Genomic DNA, 22,360 nt, shown 5'->3' with positions numbered 1-22,360 from the left:
CGCGGCGCAGCAATTTTGCAGTGCGTACCCCGATGTACGCGTATAGGGAGGATGTATTATGTTCGGCATCGGTGCACCGGAGCTGGTATTGATTTTGATCGTGGGGCTGATTGTCTTTGGCCCGGGGAAGCTGCCCGAGATGGGGCGGACACTGGGCAAGGGACTGCGTGAGTTCCGCAGGGCGTCAAACGCGCTGACGACAGCGATCAACACACCTGATCCGCCGCCTGCCCCGGCACAACCGGCAGCATCATCACAGAATCCATCGCAAACCACAGCCGCGCCGGCACAGCAGACGACAGAGCAGAGCGCACCTGCCGCAGCACCTGCGGCAGCGACCTCACCGACGACGGAGACGGCAGCGGCGGCAGTCGAGGCCCATCGCGCAGAGCAGCAGGGGGCATCGGCAGAGACGCCGAAGCAGCCGTAACGCAGACGGCGCAGAACATCATGATGGTATTGTGCCCCATGGCACTGTTGAGGAGGATATTATGTTTGGATTGGGTGTTCCCGAACTCGTACTTATTTTGATCATCGGTCTCGTTGTCTTTGGTCCCGGCCGGCTCCCCGATATCGGAAAGGCACTTGGCAAGAGCATCAAGGAATTTAAGTCGGCCAACAACGAAAAGGACGAGCCGCGAGCGGAGATCAACGTGACGCATGAGACGAAGCAGCTGCCCGAGAATGCAAAAAAAGAGGAAAAGATCTGATCCATGGCAGAGGAAATGAAAGCGGACGGCGCGGGGGCGACCTCGGCCGAAGAGACGTCGGTGCCTGCGGTGCAGGAAACGGGTGTCAAACCGCTGCCGCCGGAGGACGCAGGCGCGCCGCAGGATGACGACGGCAGCATGTCGCTCATCGCGCATCTGACTGAGCTGCGCTCGCGGCTCATCAAGTGCCTGCTCGCCGTCGCCGTCGGCTCGGCCGTCGGCTACTACTTCATCGGCGACATCATGCACTATCTGACCTTGCCGGTCGGAAAACTCTACTATATGCAGCCCGCCGAGGCGTTTTTTACCTACATCAAGATCGCCGTCGTCGTGGGCTTTCTTCTTGCGCTGCCCGTGATCTTCTATCACGTCTGGCGCTTTTTTCTGCCCGCGCTCACACCGTCGGAACGCATGGTGCTCGCCATCGTCGTACCTGTATCAGTGGTGCTCTTCTTCCTCGGGCTGGCGTTCTCGTTCTTTTTCGTCTTCCCTGCGGCGATCATGTTCTTCAAGGGCTTCGGCAACGATGAACTCGAGGCGCTCTTTTCCGTCAATCGGTATTTTGAGTTCGTCATTATGTTTGTCCTGCCGTTCGGCTTTGTCTTTGAGCTGCCGCTCGTCATTACGATTCTCGGGAAATTGGGCTTTATCACATCCAAATTTTTGAAGAAGTACGCGCGCATCGTCATTTTTCTCTCGTTCGTCATCGCCGCCGTGATCTCGCCGACACCCGATGTGTTCACGCAGTCGATGATCGCTGTGCCGATGATTGCGCTCTACGGCGTGGGGTATTTGATTGTGCGTTTTATCCTCCGAAAATAGGGAATTGACGGCACATTACAAAAAACACGATATATTTAGGAGGGAATACCTTGGCATATAAGGATCTGCGCGAATACATCGCGGCACTTGAGGAGCGCGGACTGCTCCGCCGCATCACGGCGGAGGTTGACCCGGAGCTCGAGATCACGGAGATCACGGACCGCATCTCGAAGCGTGAGGGCGCGGAGAACGTCGCCCTGCTCTTTGAGAATGTAAAGGGCTCGAAGATGCCCGTCCTCATGAACGCGTTCGGCAGCTACGAGCGCATGGCACTCGCCTTCGGTGTGGAGAAGCTCGACGACGTGGCGGATGAGCTGACGGAGATCCTCAAGATCCCGCACATCTCCCTGCAGAACAAGATGAACCTCATGACGCTCATCCCGATGGCGCGCAAGGCGATCAATTTCCCGAAGTATGTAAAGAATGCACCATGTCAGGAAGTCATCGAGACGGAGAACCCGAATCTTGACGAGATTCCCATTCTGAAGTGCTGGCCGGATGACGGCGGCCCCTTTGTGACGCTGCCGCTCGTCTTTACGAAGAATCCCGAGACGGGCAAGCGCAACGTCGGGATGTACCGCCTGCAGAAGTACGACAGCCGTACGACGGGGATGCACTGGCACATCCACAAGAACGGGGCGGAGAACTTCCGCGCGATGAAGGCACAGGGCGGCAAACGCATCGAGGCGGCGGTCGCCATCGGCACGGATCCCGTCGTGACTTACGCGGCGACGGCACCGCTGCCGCGCGATATCGACGAGATGGTCTTTGCGGGCTTCCTGCGGCATAAATCGGTCGAGCTCGTGAAGTGCGTTACGGTCGATCTCGAGGTGCCCGCAACGGCGGAGATCATCCTCGAGGGGTATGTCGATACGGACGAGATGCGCCGTGAGGGGCCGTTCGGCGACCACACGGGCTACTACTCCCTCGCAGACGACTATCCTGTCTTTCACATCACGGCAATCACGCATCGTAAGGATCCCATCTACTCTGCGACGGTCGTCGGACGTCCGCCGATGGAGGACTGCTTCCTCGCGAAGGCGACGGAGCGCATTTTCCTGCCGCTCTTGAAGCAGATGCTGCCCGAGGTCGTCGATGTCAACATGCCGCTCGAGGGCGTGTTCCACGACTGCGTTGTCGTCTCCATCAAGAAACAGTTCCCAATGCACGCGCGCAAGGTCATGCACGCACTCTGGGGCATGGGACAGATGATGAACGTGAAGATGATCATCGTCGTGGACGCCCACGTCAATGTGCAGGACATGAAGGAAGTCTGGTGGCGCGTCTTCAACAACATCGATGCGAAATATGACCTCGAGATCGTGCAGGGACCGCTCGATGTGCTCGACCACTCCTCGCCCATGGCAAAGTGGGGGTCGAAGCTCGGCATCGACGCGACGAAGACGTGGCCGGAGGAAGGCCATGCGCGTGAGTGGCCGGATGAGATCACGATGTCGAAGGAGATCACGGAGCGCGTGACGGCGCGGTGGAAGGAGTTCGGTCTGGATTGAGCTGGTGGATGGAGCGCCTGCGGGCGCATATGAACAACACAGCGTTTCACCATACCGTGTTCTCTCTGCCGTTCGCCCTCATGGGGGCACTCCTCGCCGCAGGCGGTGATCCGCCGCTCGGGACGCTCGGCTGGGTCGTGCTCGCCATCCCGGCGGCACGGTCGGCGGCACTCGCCCTCGACAACCTCGCCGATCTGAAGTATGACAAGCAGCAGCCCCGCCTCGCCTACCGTGCGATGGTGCAGGGGCGCGTCACGAAGAAGGAGGCGCTCGTCTTTATCGGCGTGTGCCTCCTTGTGCTTATATTCGCCGTGCTGCAGGTGCATCCGGTCTGCATCCGCCTCCTGCCGTTCGCCGCTGTGCCCTTCCTCATCTACCCGTACATGAAGCGCGTGACGGGATGGGTACACCTCTTCCTCGGCATTGCCATCGGCATGGCGCCGGCGGGCGGCTGGGTGGCGGTCAGCGGGAACATCGAGCTGCCGATGCTTGTGCTCTTTCTCGCGGTCGCCCTCTGGATCGCTGCGTTCGACGCGATGTACGGGGCGCAGGACGAGGCGTTTGACCGCAGTCAGGGCCTCCACTCCCTCGCGGTGTCGTTCGGTGCACGCGGCGCATTCCAGATCGCGCGGGCGATGCACGTTCTCTCGATCCTGCTCTTTATCGCCCTCGGCGCGATGATGCATCTGCACTGGCCGTACTTCATCGGCGTCGCAATTGCGGCGGCGACCCTCGTCTACCAGCACCGCATCGCGGGTCCGACGGACTTCTCACGCGTGACGCAGGTGTACTTCATGCGCAACGGCATCGTTTCAATTGCGATTTTTGTCTTTACGTGGATCAGCTATATGGTATAAAGGAGAGCATGATGGCACGGATTCTCTCGGGCAAGGAATTTGCCGCACGGATCAAGGAAGATGCTGCACACGGCGTCGCAGAGCTGAAGGCGGCGGGCGTCTTGCCGTGCCTCGCCGTCATCATCGTCGGCAGCGACCCCGCCTCCGAGGTCTACGTCCGCAACAAACAGCGGACGTGTGATGAGCTCGGCATTCGTTCGGATCACATTTCCCTCCCCGCCGAGACGACGAAGGAGGAGCTCCTCGCGTGCATTGAGGAGCTGAACGTCGATCCGGAGGTGCACGGCATCCTCGTGCAGCTGCCGCTGCCCGCGCAGATCGCGGAGGACGAGGAGGAGATCCTCTCCCATATCGACCCGCGCAAGGACGTGGACGGCTTCCATCCCGTCAATGTCGGACATCTGGTGCTCGGCGCACCGGGGCCGCGCCCCTGCACACCGGCGGGCTGCATCCGTATGCTCGACTACGCGGGCATCCCCATCGAGGGGGCGCACGCCGTCATCATCGGTCGCAGCAACATCGTCGGAAAGCCCATGGCGCATCTCCTCCTCGAACGCAACGCAACCGTGACGATCTGTCACTCGCGCACGCAGAACCTTGCCGCGATCGCACACACGGCGGACATCCTCGTTGCCGCGGTAGGGCGGCCGCGCTTTGTCACGGCGGATATGGTGAAGGAGGGCGCGACGGTGATCGACGTCGGCATCAACCGCATCGCGCCGAAGAAGCTCGTCGGCGACGTGGACTTTGACGCCGCGGCGGCTGTCGCGGGGGCGATCACGCCCGTGCCGGGCGGCGTCGGACTTCTCACCGTCGCCATGCTGATGGAGAATGTAGTACAGGCAGCCAAAGCGCAGAACCCCTAAGGAGGATACGCCATGAAATCCGATGTCGAAATCGCGCGCGAAGCCAAACTTCGCCCCATTACAGAAATTGCGGCCGCACTGGGCATTGATGCGGATACAATCGAGCCGTACGGCAGGTACAAGGCAAAGCTGACGCGCGAATCCCTTGCGGGCGCCCATGGAAAACAGGGAAAGCTCATCCTCGTCACGGCGATCAACCCGACCCCTGCGGGTGAGGGCAAAACAACGACGAGCGTCGGTCTTGCCGATGCCCTCCATCGGCAGGGCAAAAAGACCATCGTTGCCCTGCGCGAGCCGTCGCTCGGCCCCTGCTTCGGCATGAAGGGCGGCGCGGCGGGCGGCGGTTATGCACAGGTCGTTCCCATGGAGGACATCAACCTCCACTTTACGGGAGACTTTCACGCCATCACGACGGCGCACAACCTTCTCGCCGCACTCATCGACAACCACATCTTTCAGGGCAACGCACTCGATCTCGACGTGAACCGCATCGTGTGGAAGCGCGTCCTCGACATCAACGACCGCGCCCTGCGTCACGTCGTCACGGGGCTCGGCGGGCGCGTCCACGGCGTACCGCGGGAGTCCGGCTTTGACATCACCGTCGCCTCGGAGATGATGGCAATCCTCTGTCTGGCGGAGGATCTCGCCGACATGAAGCAGCGCCTCGGGCGCATCCTCATCGGCTATACGCGCGGCGGACGTCCCGTACACGCAGAGGAGCTTGGTGCGACAGGTGCCTTGACCCTGCTCTTTAAGGATGCCGTGAAGCCCAACCTCGTGCAGACCATTGAGGGCACGCCTGCCCTCATCCACGGCGGCCCCTTTGCGAACATCGCCCATGGGTGCAGCAGCGTCGCGGCGACCAAGGCGGCACTGCGCTGTGCGGACTGCGTCGTCACGGAGGCGGGGTTCGGTGCGGATCTCGGCGCGGAGAAATTCTTCGACATCAAATGCCGCCTTGCGGGGCTCGCCCCCGATGCCGTCGTCATCGTCGCCACCGTGCGTGCACTCAAGATGAACGGCGGCGCGGCAAAGAGCGACCTCGGCACGGAGAATCTGGACGCCCTGCGGCGCGGTGCGGCGAACCTCGAAAAGCACATCGAGAACATCGGCAAGTTCGGCGTGCCTGCGGTCGTCGCCGTCAACGTATTTCCGACGGACACCGAAGCGGAGCTCGCTCTCCTCGAGGAGCTCTGCGCGCGCCTCGGTGCACCCGCCGTGCGCTCCGAGGTCTGGGCAAAGGGCGGCGAGGGCGGACTTGCCATGGCGGATGCAGTAGACGCAGCACTCCGGCAGCCGGCGCATTTTCACCCCATCTACGATGCGGCAAAGCCCATCGCGGAGAAGATCGAGACCATCGCGCGGGAGATCTACGGTGCGGACGGCGTGGACTTTACCGATGCGGCAAAGAAGCAGCTCGCGGAGATGGACGCGCTCGGCATGACGGAGACGCCCGTCTGCATGGCCAAGACGCAGTACTCCTTCTCCGACAACCCTGCACTCCTCGGACGCCCGACGGGCTTCCGCATCACCGTGCGCGAACTGCGCGCCTCCTGCGGTGCGGGCTTCGTTGTCGCCCTCACGGGCAATGTCCTCACCATGCCGGGACTGCCGAAAGTGCCTGCTGCGATGGGCATGGACATCACAGCGGACGGCGTAATTACGGGACTGTTCTGACATAGTAATATTGTGGGGAGAGATGGGCAGCATGGAAGAAATGCACATTGAGGGGCGCCTGCAGGAACTGGCGGATCGTGGTGCGTATAGGGAACTCTGCGCAGAATCGCGGGCGTATCTGTCACGCGATGCAGAGGGACAGGATGCGGATACTGCCTATGCGGTGCGTGTGCTGCTCGGGGAGACCCTGCTCGCACTGTCGGCAGAGTCGTTCGACGCCGACGGCTATGAAGAAGGCCTGCGCCTTTTGATGACGGCGTACAATGAGCGCGGCAATACGGGTCTCTTTGAGATGCTCTCGTCCGTTGTCTATCAGCCCAATGAGACGGTGCTGCGGGAGAACTACGCCGAAAACTGCCGTGCCTTTGCCCTGCTGCGCCCCGATGCAGCTTTGCCGGACTACGATCATCTTCCTGTGCTTTGCTTTCCCATATCCAATACAAACGCGGTGCTCTTTACAAAGGAGCACCGGCGTTTTCTTATGGGGGAACGGGAAGACGGCTGGCAGAGGCTCTATCATGCGCTGATCTTTTCTCATGATGATGCGGACGAACTGACGCGGGCGGCAGAACGCTTTTCACGTGCTGTACGCGATGCGCGTGTGCAGGAATGTGCCGCACAGCTGATGGATGCGGTACAGCGGAATGACTTTGGTACGGCGATGCAGCGCTGTGCGGAGGAGTATCATCGGCTCTGTTCCGAGGGAGAGGAATATGAGATCTTCCGTGCGGAGGAAGCTCTTGCACGGAAGGACATGGATGCGGCACTTTCCTATGGGAAGGCAGCGTACAAAAAACGGAAAATGAGTCCACATGCGTGTGCTGTGCTCTCCCGTGTGTATCAGCAGGCGGGTTATCCGGATCGTGCCATGCTCTTTATGATGCTGTCGGTGGATCGAGCTTATCTCAGCTTTCCAGAAGACCCTGACGCAATGGAGAATTGTATCTATGCGCTCAAGGCAGCTTTCACGAACGCACAGTTTGCACCGTTCATCACCGATGTAGTCATAGATTCTCATGGGGTCACGAAAAAATTTTGGATTCATGTGTGTGAGGAGCTTCCGCGTTTTTCTGACGCGCTGCCGCGCTATCGTACCGGGCTCTACAATCCCTATGGGGTCATGTTTATCAAAAGCAAAGTCATTGACCTGATGAATCCGGCGATGGAACAATATAATTATCCAATTGTGAATGATTTTGTCTTCGACATCATGAAGGCAGATGAGACCTCGGAGATCCGTGTCGTACCGCAGAAAAGTGCAGAAATTCTTCCGCTTGCGGCGAAAGAGGATAAACAAAAAATCTCGTTCCATGCGGAAAACATGGACCGCACGATGCAGCTCAGCCGCGGTGAGTTTAATTTTTATCGCGTGGAGGAGCCGACAACCTTTCGCTCGGATTCCCCTTTTCTCGTTGGAGAGCCGATTGTCCTGCAACACAGCTCACAGCGCAGGAAATTCGTGCTGAATATTCTTGCTGATGGTCTTGCATGGCATGCTCTGCGGGATGAGGCAGAAGAGCTGATGCCAAATCTTCTGCACTTCTTTTCCAAGGGAATCATTTTCGAAAACAACTTCAGTGCCTCGGAGTATACCTATCCGTCGCTTGCGAGCATCGAGACAGGGCTGTATCAGCATCATACGCAGATTGCACGACCGGGGGTGCCCTTTGCGCTCGACCCTTCCGTTGTGACGCTGTCCGAGCAGATGAAGCGTCTCGGCTACTATTGTACCAATATTCAGGGGGATGGAGAGGAAATCTACAACGGTGCAACGCGTGGGTATGATCGTTTGATTGTCAATCATTGGATGGAGCGTACAGCGGACGGTGTAGAGCGCATCATACGTCATCTTCAGACCTTTGATGAGTGCGATAACTTTCTTTTTATGCACAGTGCAGACACGCATCCGTATAATGCGGACATCAGTATGTCAGCTCATGCGTCGGTACATATGCCGCTCGCTGATGTTCTGCAGCCGCAGGATCGAGGCGCTTCTGTGTTTTTGAAGAAAAACCCGCTGAGCCAATATCTCAATCGCAGTGAGGTGTGCGCGGCAGATCGCCAGCTTGGCTATCTTTTTGATTACATTACCACGCACTATGACGACGATGAGTACATCGTGCTGGTCTATTCGGATCATGGATGTTCTGTGCATGCACGCAGTCCGTATCTCCTCAGTGAGGAACAGACGGGAGCAGCACTGATGGCGCGGGGCGCAGGGGTGCCGGCGCGCGGGCACGTGGACGAGCTGACGAGTACGGTGGACATCTACAAGATCCTCGGTAAACTCGCTGGGTATCCGATTGAGGCACCGTATCTTGACGGGAATCTTCCGGAGGTGCTCGGCGGACAGCGGCGTGCCTATACGGTCAGCAACTCCATCTATCCGGGACAGACGTATAAGATTTGCGTGCGCACGGAGCAGCATGCATTTCATCTCGAGACGGCAGAATTTACGCGTGAGGATGGGACGGTATCGTTGGATTCATATACCTACCATATTCACGAGCGAAATGACGACTATCGTGAGATATTTGACGATGCACTGGCGCGGCAGTTCCTTGACATCGTGTGGGACTATACCAAGAGCTTCCGTCGGTAAATCATCGGAAAACGCCGTACACGGGTCTGCATCTTGCAAAAAAAGCGGTTTTGTGCTACTCTAACGAGTGCAATTCATAGATGAGCGGACGCCTTCGTCCCTGCGGGACGAGGGCGTTTCTTTCGGGAGGAATAGATCGATGAGTCAGGAATCCGGTGCCAATATTCCAAAGACGTACGACCCGCAGAGCTTTGAGCGGAAATGGTATGACTACTGGGAGCAGCATAAGCTCTTTCATGACGAGGCAGATGAGAGCCGTACGCCGTACAGCGTGGTGATCCCGCCGCCGAACGTGACGGGGCAGCTCCACATGGGACACGCCCTCGACAATACGCTGCAGGACATCCTCGTGCGCTACCAGCGGATGCGCGGCAAGAACGTGGTCTGGATCCCGGGCTGCGACCATGCGGGCATCGCAACGCAGGCAAAGGTGGAGGCAGCACTGCGTGAGGAGGGCACGACGCGCTTTGACCTCGGCAGAGAGAAGTTCCTTACGCGTGTCTGGGACTGGAAGCAGCAGTACGGCGACCGCATCATGTATCAGCTGCGGATGCTCGGCGCATCCTGCGACTGGGACCGCGAGCGGTTCACGATGGACGAGGGATGTTCCCGCGCCGTGCGCGAGGTCTTTGTCAGTCTCTATGAGCAGGGCCTGATCTATCAGGGGACGCGCATCACGAACTGGTGCCCCTCCTGCATGACGGCGATCTCGGACATCGAGGTCGAGCATGAGACGGAGGCGGGACACCTCTGGCATCTGCGCTATCAGATTGAGGGCACGGACGACTATGTGGAGATCGCGACGACGCGCCCCGAGACGATGTTCGGCGATACGGGCGTCGCGGTACACCCCGATGATGAGCGGTACAAGGCGCTTGTCGGCAAGACGCTGATCCTGCCCGTGGTGGGACGCCGCATCCCGCTCTTTGCCGATGCCTACGTCGATCCTGCCTTCGGAACGGGCGCAGTCAAGGTGACGCCTGCGCACGATCCGAACGACTTCGAAATGGGACAGCGACACAATCTCGAGCAGATCATCGTCATCCATGCCGACGGCACGATGAACGAGAACGCGGGACGCTATGTGGGGATGGACCGCTATGCGTGCCGCAAGGCACTTGTGAAGGAGCTCGAGGAAACGGGCGCCCTCGTGCGCACGGAACAGCATGAGCACGCCGTTGGACACTGTTCGCGCTGCAGGACGACGATCGAGCCGCTCGTATCGAAGCAGTGGTTCGTCCGCATGGAGAGCCTCGCGAAGCCCGCGATTGAGGCGGTGCGTGACGGCAGGATCCGTTTTGTCCCCGAGCGTTTCACGAAAATCTACGAAAACTGGCTTGAAAATATTCGCGACTGGTGCATCTCGCGCCAGCTCTGGTGGGGACACCGCATCCCCGCGTGGCACTGTGCGCACTGCGGCGAGACCTCCGTATCGCGTGACGACCTCACGGCGTGCCCGCACTGCGGCAGTACGGACCTCCACCAGGACGAGGACGTGCTCGACACGTGGTTCAGCTCCGCCCTCTGGCCGTTCGAGACGCTCGGCTGGCCGGAGCAGACGGTCGATCTGCGTCATTTCTATCCGACGTCGGTGCTCGTGACGGGCTATGACATCATCTTCTTCTGGGTGGCGCGCATGGTCATGATGGGACTGCGCTTCGGCGGCGATGTGCCGTTCCGCGATGTCTTTATCCACGGGCTCGTGCGCGACAGCGAGGGGCGCAAGATGTCGAAATCCCTCGGCAACGGCATCGATCCCGTGGAGGTCATTGAAAAGTACGGTGCGGATACGCTCCGCTTCATGCTCATCACGGGCAATACGCCCGGCAACGACATGCGCTTCTACTGGGAGCGCGTCGAGGCGGCGCGCAATTTTGCGAACAAGATCTGGAATGCCTCGCGCTACATGCTGATGAATCTCGAGGGATCGGACGCATCATTCGTGCCGACGGCGGAGGACTATACACTCGCCGACCGCTGGATCCTCTCGCGCGCGGAGGAGACGACGCGCGACGTGACGGCAAACCTCGAGCACTATGAGCTCGGTGAGGCGGGACGCACGATCTACGAGTTCCTGTGGAGCGAGTTTTGCGACTGGTACATCGAGCTGACGAAGGCACGCCTCTATGACAAGGAGAATGTCCGCGCGAAGAATACGGCGCTCTATGTTCTGCGTACCGTGCTGGAGCGTACGATGCGCCTTCTGCATCCCTTCATGCCCTTCCTCACGGAGGAGATCTGGCAGAAACTCCCGCATGCGGGCGAGAGCATTATGCGCGCCCCGTGGCCGGCGGTCATGGAATCCGCCGTCGACACGGCGGCAGAGCAGGCGATGACTGCGATCATGGAGGTCATTAAGACGACGCGCAATCTGCGTGCGGAGCTCGGCACACCGCCGAGCAAAAAGAGCGCGCTCATCCTGCGCGTGCGCGACGCGGCACTCGCCGATGTGTTTGCCGCGCATGAGAACTACTTCTTTGCCCTCGCATCCGCTTCGGAGGTCTCCTTTCTCGCGGCGGATGCCCCCGATCCGGAGAATGTGGTGACGGGGGCACTCGCGGGCGCGGCGGTCTATCTGCCGCTCGCGGGGCTGATTGATGTGGAGAAGGAGACGGCGCGCCTGACGAAGGAGCGTGTGAATCTCGAAAAGGAGATTGCACGCCTGACGGGCAAACTCTCGAATGAGGGATTTACATCGAAGGCTCCTGCTGCCGTCGTTGCCGCAGAGCGCGAGAAGCTGGCGGGCTATGAGGAGAAGATCGCCCTCATACGGACGCGCCTCACGGATCTCGAGAAGCTCTGAGGTGATTCGATGAACTATGAGGAGTCACTGCATTATCTGGATGAACTGAATACCTTCGGCATCCGCCTCGGACTCGCGCGCATGGAGGAGCTATGCGCACGGCTCGGACATCCTGAGCGCAGCTATCGCGTCATTCATATCGCAGGAACAAACGGCAAGGGCTCCGTCACGCAGATGATGGACGCCGTATGCCGCGCGTCCGGCATCCGATCCGGACGGTACCTTTCGCCGCATCTCGTCTCCTATACGGAGCGCATGAGCGTCGGCGGAGAGGAGATCGGAGAGGAGCAGTTTGCGGCGCTTCTTACGCGCGTGAGCGCGGCGGCCGATGCCATGACGGCGGAGGGGCATGAACATCCCACGCAGTTTGAGGCACTGACGGCACTCGCCTTCCTCTATTTTGCGGAAGAAAAGGCGGAGGTCGCCGTGGTCGAAACGGGGCTCGGCGGGCTGCTTGACTCGACGAATGTTGTCCTGCCGGAACTGACGATCATCACCAATGTGGCAATGGATCATGCCGACCGCTGCGGCGGTACGCTCGCGGGCATCGCGGAGCATAAGGCGGGCATCATCAAGGAGGGCGTGCCCGTCATTACGGCGGCAGCGGGCGAGCCCCTTTCCATCATTGCGGCACGCGCGGAGGAGCTGGGCGCCGACCTCTTCGTCTATGGGGAGGACTTTTCTGCGCAGATGCTCCGTATGGAGAACGGCGGTCAGTGCGTTTCGTTCCACTCCGTCGTCTCTCGTGCACCGGAACCCTTTGAAATCGCTCTTGCGGGACCCTATCAGGCGGAGAACGCCGCGCTCGCCATCATGGCGGCGGAGCTTATGGCTCCTGAGGATGAGCGTATCACCGAGGACGCTGTCCGTACGGCTCTGCGTACGGTGCATCATCCCGCACGTTTTGAGATCCTCTCCTGCGGGGGACAGACTGTCGTCGTGGACGGCGCGCATAATCCCGCCGGAATGCAGGCCCTGCGCGCGGGGCTCGACGCCTATTTTCCTGCGCAGCCGCGCGTCTTTCTGCTCGGCATCCTGAAGGACAAGGACATCGACCGCATGCTGGCGATTCTTCTGCGCCCCGGCGATCAGGTCGTGACCGTACGCCCCAACTCGGAGCGCGCTGCGGGCGCGGATCTCGTCGCCGCTGTGGCGGCGGGCATGGGGGCAGTCACACATGCAGCAGGTGACCCTGCGGCGGGCCTCTCAGAGGCGCTTGCGCGCGCACACGCAGCGGATGCGCTGCTCGTCGCGGCAGGATCACTCTACCTCGTGGGTGGTATCCGTACCCGTCTTCTCGCAGGGAGGTGAGCGGATGGGGAAGGGAAAAGAAAAAGGAAAAGATTATTTCCGTGAGCGGCGGCGCACGCTGCGCCGCACGCGCTGGAGCGAACGCATGGCGCGCACGATGCAGTATGCGCTCATCGCAGAGGCGTTTCTGATTCCGCTCGTACCGCTCGCGGCAATGGCGGTGCTCCTCGTCGGCTGCGGGGCACTCTGCGTGCGCCTGCGCATCGATCCGACGTTTCATCTGCGGCGGCTGCCGTACGATGCGCCCGCCCTCCTCTTTGTCGTGATCGCCTTCTTGTCGGTCGCTGTTGCGCCCAATATGGCGTTCAGCTTTTACAATTATTCCCACCTCGTGCCAATCTACGCACTCACCTATTTGCTCACGGGACAGACCCTGCGGAGCGCAGAGGATCTGCGTCCCGTCGTCATCTCCATGGCGGCGGCGGCGCTTCTCGTCATCCTCTACGGCTTTTATCAGTTCGTCTTCGGCATTGACATCTCTGCGATGAAATGGGTGGACGGTGCGTCGTTTCCCGAGCTCTCCAAGCGTGTCTTCTCAACATGGGAGAATCCAAACATCCTCGCAGGCTATCTCGATATCGTCGTCTGCCTTGCGCTCGGGCTTGCTGCCGCTTTGCCGGGATGGCGGCGCGGGCTGGCCCTCGTGCTTCTTGTCATGGCGCTCGCGTGCCTCGGCATGACCTATGCGCGCGGTGCGTGCCTCGTGATCGGTATCCTCTTGGCGGGGTATGGTGTACTGCGTGACTGGCGCGTGCTCCTCGGCATCGTCGTCGTTGGCGCGGGGGTCCTCTTCTTTGACCCAGTCCTGTCGGATCGTCTGCTCTCCGTCTTTACGCGCGTCGACACCTCTTCGGAGATGCGGCTCGCCTTCTGGGAGAGCACGGTTGCGATGATTCTCGATCATCCCTTTCTTGGCATTGGCTGGGGCATGTACTTTATGGTCTACCCCGAGTACGATTTCTACTTGCAGGGCGCACCCGTACAGATCGTTCATGCACACAATATGTACCTGAACTATGCGGCAGAGATCGGCGTTCCGGGAGCACTTGCCTTCCTCTGGTTCTTCTTTGGCTCGATGATCCATGCCTTTCGCCTGCCGCGCAAAACACCGCCGTGGGCAGACGTGCTTGCCGCGCATGAACACGAGTGGAATGCTGTCGCCGATGTGCGTGAGGCACTGGCGGAGTGGCGGAGCAAAAGGCTGGCCGAAGGAATTGGGTTAGGGTTAGGATTGGCCATGATCTCCGTTGCGCTGAACGGGCTGACGGATCATCTTCTTTTTAACATACCGTCCTCCATGCTGCTCTGGATGCTCGCCGCCATGGCTGCGGCAGTGCATACGATTGCGGGGGAGATGAAGGAAGGATAACCATGCAGGAACGTCCATCGATATCCAAGGCGACGGTCGACCGTCTGCCGCGTTATTACCGCTGCCTGCGCCAGCTCAGTGACGAAGGCGGCGATATCGTCTCGTCCGAGGAGCTTGGACGGCGCCTTGCGATCAATCCCGAACAGATCCGCAAGGACCTCACTGCCTTCGGGCAGTTCGGCAAAAAGGGAGTCGGCTATTATGTTGCAGAGCTCAAAGAGAGCATCGGCGGCATCCTCGGCCTCGATCAGCACCTCAGCCTTGCCATTGTCGGAATGGGACATCTGGGTGCGGCGCTCGCGAACTATCAGGGCATCGCGCGCCTCGGCTTCCGCCTTGCGGCGATCTTTGACAGCAACCCCGTGGTTATCGGGACGCGCGTCGGGGAACGGCGCGTGGAGGACATCGCCTATCTTGCGGAGATCATCGCCGAGCGGAATATTCAGATCGGTGTGATTGCTGTTCCCGCTGCACAAGCGCAGATCGCTGCAGATCAGCTCATCGCGGCGGGCATCCGCGGCATCTGGAATTTTGCTCCCGTGAAGCTGCACGTGCCGCCGTCCATCCCTTTCGTCAGCGAGGATCTGTCGGTGGGGCTGAGTGCACTCTCCTACTACCTGGCACATCGCGGTGGGGAAAGCGACGTGTTGTCTGAAAAAAATTAAAGGAAGCCGAACTGCTCTTTCTGTTTTTTTAGAAATTCACAGAAAATGCCGTCAATGTAATCTTGACGGCATTTTTTTTTCGTGATATTCTTAGGAAAGATATAATTGACGCAGGCGGATATGATAATCCACAGTTATTCCGAGTGCCTTATACCATCGCTGTTGCAGAAGATTTTGCAAGAGGAGTGGGAGGATTCAAAATTCCTGTCGGAATTATGCGCCGACTGCGTCAGGAGAGCATTCATGGGCGACGGCGGCATGTATTACTGTCCGCTGTATCTGAGGGAGGTTATTCTATGATCGATATTTCCGATCGCGTACCGAAGTCCCTGACGGATCGAATTGTGAGCGCGGAGACGGCAGCGGAGTACTTTGCCGACGGTATGACCATCGGCGCGAGCGGCTTCACTCCGTCCGGCTATCCGAAGGCAGTGCCGCTTGCCATCGCTGAACGAATGAAGAAGAATCCGTTCAAAGTAAATATCTGGACGGGGGCTTCGACGGGCCCTGAGCTCGACGGTGCACTCGCAGAGGCAGAGGGGATCAAGCAGCGCCTCCCGTACCAGACGAACACGGCACTGCGCAGCGCAATCAACTCCGGCAAGATCAACTATATCGACATGCACCTCTCCGAGGTGGCACAGCAGTCGCGCGAAGGCTTCCTCGGCAAGATCGATGTTGCCCTCGTGGAGGCGGTCGCCATCACAGACGAGGGCATCATCCCTTCCACCTCGGTCGGCAATACCCCGTCGTTCGTTCAGAGTGCGGATGTGGTCATCGTCGAGGTGAACACGAGCCAGCCGATGGAACTCGTCGGAATGCATGACATCTATATCCCGCTCGATCCGCCGAATCGTCTGCCCATCCCCATCACAAAGGCGGGCGACCGCATCGGCACGACGTTCATTCCATGTCCGCATGAGAAAATCAAATACATCGTCCCCTGTGACATCACGGACAAGACCCGCGCTCTTGCACCGGTCGATGATATTGCACGCAAAATGGGTGCGTTCACGGTCGACTTTCTCAAGAAGGAAATCGCCGAGGGGCGTATGCCCAAGGGGCTGCTTCCGCTGCAGTCGGGCGTCGGCAACGTGGCGAATGCCGTTATCGCGGGCTTTGTGAACTCCGACTTCACCGATCTTGAGGTCTACACTGAGGTCATCCAGGACGGCATGTTCGACCTCGCCGATGCGGGCAAGCTGAAATTTGCGTCCGGCACGGCATTCTCGCCGTCGCCTGAGGGTCTCCAGCGCTTCTACAAGGACATCGACAAGTACAAGAAGATCATGATGCTCCGTCCGCAGGAGATCTCGAACAACCCAGAGGTCGTCCGCCGTCTCGGCGTCATTGCGATGAACACGGCGATCGAGGTCGACATCTACGGCAACGTCAACTCCACGCACGTCACGGGCTCGAAGATGATGAACGGCATCGGCGGTAGCGGCGACTTCGCACGCAACGCCTACCTCACGATCTTCTATACGCAGTCCGAGGCAAAGGGCGGCAAGATCTCGTCCATCGTTCCGTTCTGTTCGCACGTCGACCACAGCGCACACGATGTGGACGTCGTCATTACGGAGCAGGGCGTTGCCGACCTGCGCGGCAAGTGCCCGCGTGAGCGTGCCCTTGAGATCATCAACCACTGCGCACACCCGGACTTCCGTCCGCTCCTGCTCGACTACTACGAGCGCGCCCTTGCCGCAACGAAGGGTGCACAGACACCGCATCTGCTGGACGAGGCGCTGTCCTTCCATCAGCGCTTCCTCGCAACGGGCTCGATGCAGAAGTAATCCGACGTATCCATCGGTGCTTTCGGGAGCGCGGTATCTGCGCTCCCGTCCACAGTATATATTATATAACCCAATGAGAACTGTAAAAGGTAAAGGAGAAGACTTTCATGAGCAATGAAAAGATCCAGGCGGAGCTTGACAAGTACAATGCTGCCGTAGAAAAAGCCACGGCAAAGTTCCCGGCACGTCCGCACATCCCCGAGCAGGGCCTCTACACCCCGCTCGATATCCAGGAGACGGACTATGCAGAGGACATCAGTTTCCCCGGCGTCTATCCTTACACGCGCGGCGTGCAGCCGACGATGTACCGCGGACGCTTCTGGACGATGCGCATGTACGCAGGATTCTCCACGGCGGAGGAGTCCAACAAGCGCTATCGTTACCTCATCGAGAGCGGTGCGACGGGACTTTCCTGTGCATTTGACCTCCCAACGCAGATCGGCTACGACTCCACGGATCCGATCTCCGAGGGCGAGGTCGGCAAGGTTGGCGTCGCGATCGACTCCCTTGCCGATATGGAGATCCTCTTTGATCAGATCGATCTCGGCAAGGTCTCCACGTCTATGACGATCAACGCTCCTGCATCCGTCCTGCTCGCAATGTATATTGCTGTGGCAGAGAAGCAGGGCGTCTCGGCGGACAAGCTTAAGGGCACCATCCAGAATGACATTCTGAAGGAGTATGCGGCACGCGGTACGTACATCTTCCCGCCGCGCCCGTCTATGCGCCTCATCACAAACATCTTTGAATATTGCTCCAAGAACGTCCCGAACTGGAACACCATCTCCATCTCGGGCTACCACATCCGTGAGGCCGGTTCCACGGCTTCGCAGGAGATTGCATTCACCATCGCGGACGGCATTGCCTACGTTGAGGCTGCGATCAAGGCAGGCCTCAGCGTCGATGCGTTTGCCGGACGCCTCTCCTTCTTCTGGAACGCACACAACAACGTTCTCGAGGAGGTCGCGAAGTTCCGTGCCTCCCGCCGCATCTGGGCGAAGGTCATGAAGGAGCGCTTCCATGCAGAGAAGCCGAAATCCATGATGCTCCGCGTCCATACGCAGACGGCAGGCTCGATGCTCACCGCACAGCAGCCGAACAACAACATCGTCCGCGTCGCGCTCCAGACCGCAGCGGCGGTCATGGGCGGCACGCAGTCGCTCCATACGAACTCTCGTGACGAGGCGCTCGCGCTTCCGACGGAGGAGTCGGTCATGGTTGCCCTCCGTACGCAGCAGATCGTGGCGTACGAGAGCGGACTTGCCGATGTGGTTGATCCGCTCGCCGGCTCCTACTACGTCGAGGCGATGACGAACCGCATCGAGAAAGAGGCGTGGGAGTACATCAAGAAGATCGACGATCTCGGCGGTGCGGTTGCGGCGATTGAGAAGGGCTACATCCAGAAAGAGATCCAGGACAGCGCGTACAAGTGGCAGATGGACGTCGAGTCCGGTGCACGCGTCATCGTCGGCGTCAACAAGTTCCAGGTGGAGGAGGAAGCTCCAAAGAACCTCCTCAAGGTGGACGCTTCCGTCGGCGAGAAGCAGAAGGCAAAGGTCGAGGCCATGAAGGCAAAGCGCGACAACGCCGCCGTTCAGGCAGCCCTTGCCGCGCTCAAGAAGGCCTGCGCCGACGAGCACGAGAACCTCATGCCGCATATCCTCGCAGCGGTCAAGACCTACGCGACACTCGGCGAAATCTGCGGTGTCATGCGTGAGGTGTTCGGCGAGTACGAGGCACACGTCAATCTCTAAGCGGTACGCGCGAACGGCTGTTGGATGAATGCACAGGGGACGCCGCACGAAGAGTGCGGCGGCTCCGTTCAGGAGGAATAGAAAATGGCAGAAAAAATCAGAGTGCTCGTTGCAAAACCGGGTCTGGATGGTCATGATCGCGGCGCGAAGGTCGTCGCACGCGCCCTGCGCGATGCCGGCTTTGAGGTCGTCTACACGGGACTTCGCCAGACGCCGGAGGAGATCGCCGAGGCTGCTCTGCAGGAAGACGTCAACGTCGTTGCGCTGAGCATCCTCTCGGGTGCGCATCCGCATCTTTTCCCGAAGGTTGTCGAGCTCATCCGTGCGAAGGGGATGGACGACGTCCTCGTCATCGGCGGCGGCGTCATCCCCGAGGGCGACATCCCTGCACTGAAGGCAGCGGGCATTGCCGAGGTCTTCACGCCGGGCACACCGACGAGCGACGTTGTGAATTTCATCAAGGAACATGTGAAGGCATAAGCGCCTGATTCGCTTGGAGACACTGCCTCGTGCGGTGCTTTCCTGAAAGGATGGATGACAGGCAATCCGATTGTCCGGTCATCCATTCCCTATGTTCTTATGAAATCACAGCGCGAAGGAGGTGGGCGTATGGATATTGCAGCCGAGGTGCTGAAGGGCAATCGCCTGGCACTCTCGCGCGCCATTACGGCGATCGAGAATGAGCGGGCGGATGCCACCGACATCATGAAGGCGCTCTATCCGCATACCGGTCATGCCTACGTCCTTGGCATCACGGGTCCGCCGGGTGCCGGCAAGAGCACGATGACGGATAAGCTTGCCAAGGAGTACAGAAAGCGCGGAAAGACCGTCGGCATCATTGCCGTCGACCCCACAAGCCCCTTTTCCGGCGGCGCCATACTGGGCGACCGCATCCGTATGAATGACCTGACGCTCGACGAGGGCGTCTTCATCCGCAGCATGGGCACACGCGGCAGCCTCGGCGGCCTCTCCCACAAGACGGCAGATGCGGTCAAGGCGATGGATGCGTTCGGCAAAGATGTCATTTTTGTCGAGACCGTCGGCGTCGGGCAGTCCGAGGTGGATATTGTGCGGGCGGCGGACACGACGATGGTTGTGCTGATTCCGGGCATGGGCGATGACATTCAGGCGATCAAGGCGGGCATTTTGGAGATCGGCGATGTGTTCGCGATCAACAAGTCCGATCTCGACGGGGCAGACAAGCTCGTCCGCGAGATCAACATGATGCTCGATCTGGACGATCACATGTCTGACTGGCGTCCGCCCATCCGCAAGGTCGTCGCGAACCGCGGCGAAGGCATCACGGAGCTCGTCGACACAATCGAGGAGCACCGCAGCCACATCGAGGAGAACGGCGTGCTTGCCGAGCGGCGCACCCGCCGCACGCGCGATGAGATGCTCGACATCCTCCATGCGGGCGTACGGCGGAGCATCGAGAGCCGCATCGTCGATACGGGACGACTGGACGACTATGTGGCGCAAATCAAGGCGCATGAGACCGACCCTTACACCGTAGTGGGCGGGGTCATGAGCGAAATGTTAACGAAGTGAGTGAGTGCGCAGAGACGCACTTCTCCAAGGAGGAAGTTTGACATGTTCAAAATTCTTGGTGTAGATCACATCGGCATTGCCGTACAGGATCTCGAAGAAGGAAAGAAACTCTGGTCGGACATCATCGGCATTCCCTGCACGAATCAGGAGACCGTCGCAGAGCAGAAGGTCACGACGACCTTTCATCCGACGCCGAACGGCAGTGAGATTGAGCTGCTGATCGGCACGGCGCCTGACAGCCCGATCACAAAATACATCGAGAAGAAGGGCGAGGGCATCCAGCACGTTGCCCTGCGCGTCGACAACATCGAGAACGCCATTGCCGACCTCATGGCGAAGGGCGTCCGCATGATCGACGAGAAGCCGCGCATCGGTGCGGGCGGCGCAAAGATCGCCTTCCTTCATCCGAAGGCGACGAAGGGCGTTCTCCTCGAAATCTGTGAGCATCCGGATCGCTGAGCAGCGCACTGCCGCAGTTGATCTCCTCGGGCATCCCGAGGATTTGACAGAGATACAGGAGGGATAGAATGTCCACAGTCCAGGAAAAAATTGAGCTGATGCTGGCGAAAAAAGAGCATCTCATGCAGGGCGGTGGTGAAAAGAGCATCGCAAAGCAGCACAGCAAGGGCAAACTCACTGCACGTGAGCGCCTGAACCTGCTGTTCGATGAGGACACCTTCGTCGAGCTCGACATGTTCGTGCGCCATCGCTGCACCAATTTTGGACAGGAGAAAAAGGAACTGCCCGGCGAGGGCGTTGTGACGGGCTACGGCACGATTGACGGACGTCTCGTCTACGCATTTGCCCAGGACTTCACGGTCGAGGGCGGCTCGCTCGGCGAAAAGCACGCACATAAGATCTGGAAGGTCATGGACCTCGCCATGAAGATGGGCGCACCCTGCATCGGCATTAACGATTCGGGCGGCGCACGCATCCAGGAGGCGGTCGATGCGCTCTCGGGCTACGGCGGCATCTTCTACCGCAACACGAAGGCATCGGGCGTTATTCCGCAGATCTCCGTCATCATGGGACCCTGCGCGGGCGGCGCGGTCTACAGCCCGGCACTCACGGACTTCATCTTCATGGTGAAGAACACGAGCCAGATGTTCATCACCGGACCTGCCGTCATCAAGTCCGTCACGGCGGAGGAGGTCACGGCGGAGGAGCTTGGCGGTGCGATGACGCACAACTCCCGCTCCGGCGTCGCACACTTCGCGGCGGAGAACGATGAGGACTGCATCGAGCAGATCCGCTACCTGCTCTCCTTCCTCCCGAGCAACAACATGGAGGAAACGCCGCGCGTGGATACGGGCGACGATCCGAATCGTCAGGATGAGAGCCTCAATACGGTCGTGCCGGACAACCCGAACGCACCGTATGACATGAAGGATGTCATACGCAGCCTCGTCGACAACGGCGAGTTCTACGAGGTGCATCAGTACTTCGCAACGAACATCATCTGCTGCTTCGCACGCTTTGACGGACGTACCGTCGGCATCATTGCAAACGAGCCGAACGTCATGGCAGGCTGCCTCGATGTCGACGCGTCGAACAAGTCCTCGCGCTTCATCCGCTTCTGCGATGCGTTCAATATCCCGCTCGTCAACCTCGTCGACGTACCGGGCTTCCTGCCGGGCGTCGATCAGGAGTACAGCGGCATCATCCGCCACGGCGCGAAGATGCTCTACGCATACAGCGAAGCAACCGTACCCAAGATCACGGTCATCACGCGCAAGGCGTACGGCGGTTCCTACATCGCCATGTGCAACCGCGAGCTGGGTGCCGATCAGGTCATGGCATGGCCGACCTCTGAGATCGCCGTCATGGGACCTGCGGGTGCGGCAAACATCATCTTCCGCAAGGATCCCGACAAGGAGGCACGTACGGCAGAGTACATCGAGGAGTTCGCAACCCCGTACAAGGCGGCAGAGCGCGGCTACATCGACATGGTCATCACGCCGAGCGAGACGCGCCCCTACATCATCACGGCACTCAACGCTCTTTCGAGCAAGCGTGAAGACAACCCCGCGAAGAAGCACGGGAACATTCCGCTTTGATTCAGCAGGAGG

The 22,360-nt window shown here is 59.6% G+C and carries 18 protein-coding genes; all 18 read left to right on the top strand.

Annotated features, from left to right (window positions below):
- The first annotated feature begins 58 nt into the window (after positions 1 to 58).
- The 18 genes from HMPREF0908_RS04410 (at position 59) to mmdA (ending at position 22,348) form a co-directional block, all read left to right on the top strand.
- Positions 59 to 430: a Sec-independent protein translocase subunit TatA/TatB gene (locus HMPREF0908_RS04410; protein ID WP_006690241.1), complete on the top strand. Its 372-nt coding sequence runs from the start codon at positions 59 to 61 to the stop codon at positions 428 to 430.
- A gap of 61 nt (positions 431 to 491) precedes the next feature.
- A complete protein-coding gene (locus HMPREF0908_RS04405) occupies positions 492 to 710 on the top strand; it encodes a twin-arginine translocase TatA/TatE family subunit (protein ID WP_040572413.1) in 219 nt (72 codons plus the stop codon).
- Positions 711 to 713: 3 nt separating this feature from the next.
- On the top strand, positions 714 to 1,532 hold the full coding sequence (gene tatC / locus HMPREF0908_RS04400) for a twin-arginine translocase subunit TatC (RefSeq protein ID WP_006690239.1): 819 nt from the start codon (positions 714 to 716) through the stop codon (positions 1,530 to 1,532).
- Positions 1,533 to 1,582: 50 nt separating this feature from the next.
- Positions 1,583 to 3,043, top strand: coding sequence for a menaquinone biosynthesis decarboxylase (locus tag HMPREF0908_RS04395; protein ID WP_006690238.1), 1,461 nt, complete (start codon positions 1,583 to 1,585; stop codon positions 3,041 to 3,043).
- A gap of 8 nt (positions 3,044 to 3,051) precedes the next feature.
- Positions 3,052 to 3,900 carry a 4-hydroxybenzoate octaprenyltransferase gene (locus HMPREF0908_RS04390; RefSeq protein WP_006690237.1) on the top strand — a complete coding sequence of 283 codons (849 nt, stop codon included), beginning with the start codon at positions 3,052 to 3,054 and terminating at the stop codon, positions 3,898 to 3,900.
- A gap of 11 nt (positions 3,901 to 3,911) precedes the next feature.
- Complete coding sequence (gene folD, locus HMPREF0908_RS04385) at positions 3,912 to 4,766, top strand: bifunctional methylenetetrahydrofolate dehydrogenase/methenyltetrahydrofolate cyclohydrolase FolD (RefSeq protein WP_040572412.1); 855 nt, start codon at positions 3,912 to 3,914, stop codon at positions 4,764 to 4,766.
- A 12-nt stretch (positions 4,767 to 4,778) separates the two neighbouring features.
- The gene (locus tag HMPREF0908_RS04380; protein ID WP_006690235.1) at positions 4,779 to 6,443 is read left to right on the top strand and encodes a formate--tetrahydrofolate ligase; all 1,665 of its coding nucleotides are present in this window, start codon (positions 4,779 to 4,781) and stop codon (positions 6,441 to 6,443) included.
- 22 nt (positions 6,444 to 6,465) lie between these two features.
- Positions 6,466 to 9,045, top strand: a complete 2,580-nt coding sequence (locus HMPREF0908_RS04375; RefSeq protein ID WP_006690234.1) for a sulfatase-like hydrolase/transferase — start codon at positions 6,466 to 6,468, stop codon at positions 9,043 to 9,045.
- 139 nt (positions 9,046 to 9,184) lie between these two features.
- Positions 9,185 to 11,848, top strand: coding sequence for a valine--tRNA ligase (locus tag HMPREF0908_RS04370; protein WP_006690233.1), 2,664 nt, complete (start codon positions 9,185 to 9,187; stop codon positions 11,846 to 11,848).
- Positions 11,849 to 11,857: 9 nt separating this feature from the next.
- On the top strand, positions 11,858 to 13,159 hold the full coding sequence (locus tag HMPREF0908_RS04365) for a bifunctional folylpolyglutamate synthase/dihydrofolate synthase (RefSeq protein ID WP_006690232.1): 1,302 nt from the start codon (positions 11,858 to 11,860) through the stop codon (positions 13,157 to 13,159).
- 4 nt (positions 13,160 to 13,163) lie between these two features.
- The gene (locus tag HMPREF0908_RS04360; RefSeq protein ID WP_006690231.1) at positions 13,164 to 14,528 is read left to right on the top strand and encodes an O-antigen ligase family protein; all 1,365 of its coding nucleotides are present in this window, start codon (positions 13,164 to 13,166) and stop codon (positions 14,526 to 14,528) included.
- Positions 14,529 to 14,530: 2 nt separating this feature from the next.
- Complete coding sequence (locus tag HMPREF0908_RS04355; RefSeq protein WP_006690230.1) at positions 14,531 to 15,193, top strand: redox-sensing transcriptional repressor Rex; 663 nt, start codon at positions 14,531 to 14,533, stop codon at positions 15,191 to 15,193.
- Between the two features lie 296 nt (positions 15,194 to 15,489).
- Complete coding sequence (gene scpC, locus HMPREF0908_RS04345) at positions 15,490 to 16,986, top strand: succinyl-CoA:acetate CoA-transferase ScpC (protein WP_006690228.1); 1,497 nt, start codon at positions 15,490 to 15,492, stop codon at positions 16,984 to 16,986.
- A gap of 107 nt (positions 16,987 to 17,093) precedes the next feature.
- Positions 17,094 to 18,740, top strand: a complete 1,647-nt coding sequence (locus HMPREF0908_RS04340; protein WP_006690227.1) for an acyl-CoA mutase large subunit family protein — start codon at positions 17,094 to 17,096, stop codon at positions 18,738 to 18,740.
- 84 nt (positions 18,741 to 18,824) lie between these two features.
- Positions 18,825 to 19,220 (top strand): cobalamin B12-binding domain-containing protein, encoded by a 396-nt coding sequence (locus tag HMPREF0908_RS04335; RefSeq protein WP_006690226.1) that lies wholly within the window; start codon positions 18,825 to 18,827, stop codon positions 19,218 to 19,220.
- 129 nt (positions 19,221 to 19,349) lie between these two features.
- A complete protein-coding gene (gene meaB / locus HMPREF0908_RS04330) occupies positions 19,350 to 20,291 on the top strand; it encodes a methylmalonyl Co-A mutase-associated GTPase MeaB (RefSeq protein WP_006690225.1) in 942 nt (313 codons plus the stop codon).
- A 42-nt stretch (positions 20,292 to 20,333) separates the two neighbouring features.
- Positions 20,334 to 20,750 carry a methylmalonyl-CoA epimerase gene (gene mce, locus HMPREF0908_RS04325; RefSeq protein ID WP_006690224.1) on the top strand — a complete coding sequence of 139 codons (417 nt, stop codon included), beginning with the start codon at positions 20,334 to 20,336 and terminating at the stop codon, positions 20,748 to 20,750.
- A 68-nt stretch (positions 20,751 to 20,818) separates the two neighbouring features.
- Positions 20,819 to 22,348, top strand: coding sequence for a methylmalonyl-CoA decarboxylase subunit alpha (mmdA, locus tag HMPREF0908_RS04320; protein ID WP_006690223.1), 1,530 nt, complete (start codon positions 20,819 to 20,821; stop codon positions 22,346 to 22,348).
- Positions 22,349 to 22,360: the final 12 nt, after the last annotated feature.

It is taken from the genome of Centipeda flueggei ATCC 43531 (assembly GCF_000160695.1).
In the GTDB taxonomy this organism is placed as follows: Bacteria; Bacillota; Negativicutes; order Selenomonadales; family Selenomonadaceae; genus Centipeda; species Centipeda flueggei.
The sequence above is the reverse complement of the archived record's forward strand: the minus strand, read 5'-3'. Positions and strand labels throughout refer to the sequence as shown.

What these genes read in the sequence shown, in the direction of transcription:
- HMPREF0908_RS04410 (WP_006690241.1), top strand. Translation starts at nt 59, where the DNA reads ATGTTCGGCATCGGTGCACCGGAGCTGGTATTGATTTTGATCGTGGGG.
- HMPREF0908_RS04405 (WP_040572413.1), top strand. Translation starts at nt 492, where the DNA reads ATGTTTGGATTGGGTGTTCCCGAACTCGTACTTATTTTGATCATCGGT.
- tatC (WP_006690239.1), top strand. Translation starts at nt 714, where the DNA reads ATGGCAGAGGAAATGAAAGCGGACGGCGCGGGGGCGACCTCGGCCGAA.
- HMPREF0908_RS04390 (WP_006690237.1), top strand. Translation starts at nt 3,052, where the DNA reads ATGGAGCGCCTGCGGGCGCATATGAACAACACAGCGTTTCACCATACC.
- folD (WP_040572412.1), top strand. Translation starts at nt 3,912, where the DNA reads ATGGCACGGATTCTCTCGGGCAAGGAATTTGCCGCACGGATCAAGGAA.
- HMPREF0908_RS04380 (WP_006690235.1), top strand. Translation starts at nt 4,779, where the DNA reads ATGAAATCCGATGTCGAAATCGCGCGCGAAGCCAAACTTCGCCCCATT.
- HMPREF0908_RS04375 (WP_006690234.1), top strand. Translation starts at nt 6,466, where the DNA reads ATGGGCAGCATGGAAGAAATGCACATTGAGGGGCGCCTGCAGGAACTG.
- HMPREF0908_RS04370 (WP_006690233.1), top strand. Translation starts at nt 9,185, where the DNA reads ATGAGTCAGGAATCCGGTGCCAATATTCCAAAGACGTACGACCCGCAG.
- HMPREF0908_RS04365 (WP_006690232.1), top strand. Translation starts at nt 11,858, where the DNA reads ATGAACTATGAGGAGTCACTGCATTATCTGGATGAACTGAATACCTTC.
- HMPREF0908_RS04360 (WP_006690231.1), top strand. Translation starts at nt 13,164, where the DNA reads ATGGGGAAGGGAAAAGAAAAAGGAAAAGATTATTTCCGTGAGCGGCGG.
- HMPREF0908_RS04355 (WP_006690230.1), top strand. Translation starts at nt 14,531, where the DNA reads ATGCAGGAACGTCCATCGATATCCAAGGCGACGGTCGACCGTCTGCCG.
- scpC (WP_006690228.1), top strand. Translation starts at nt 15,490, where the DNA reads ATGATCGATATTTCCGATCGCGTACCGAAGTCCCTGACGGATCGAATT.
- HMPREF0908_RS04340 (WP_006690227.1), top strand. Translation starts at nt 17,094, where the DNA reads ATGAGCAATGAAAAGATCCAGGCGGAGCTTGACAAGTACAATGCTGCC.
- HMPREF0908_RS04335 (WP_006690226.1), top strand. Translation starts at nt 18,825, where the DNA reads ATGGCAGAAAAAATCAGAGTGCTCGTTGCAAAACCGGGTCTGGATGGT.
- meaB (WP_006690225.1), top strand. Translation starts at nt 19,350, where the DNA reads ATGGATATTGCAGCCGAGGTGCTGAAGGGCAATCGCCTGGCACTCTCG.
- mce (WP_006690224.1), top strand. Translation starts at nt 20,334, where the DNA reads ATGTTCAAAATTCTTGGTGTAGATCACATCGGCATTGCCGTACAGGAT.
- mmdA (WP_006690223.1), top strand. Translation starts at nt 20,819, where the DNA reads ATGTCCACAGTCCAGGAAAAAATTGAGCTGATGCTGGCGAAAAAAGAG.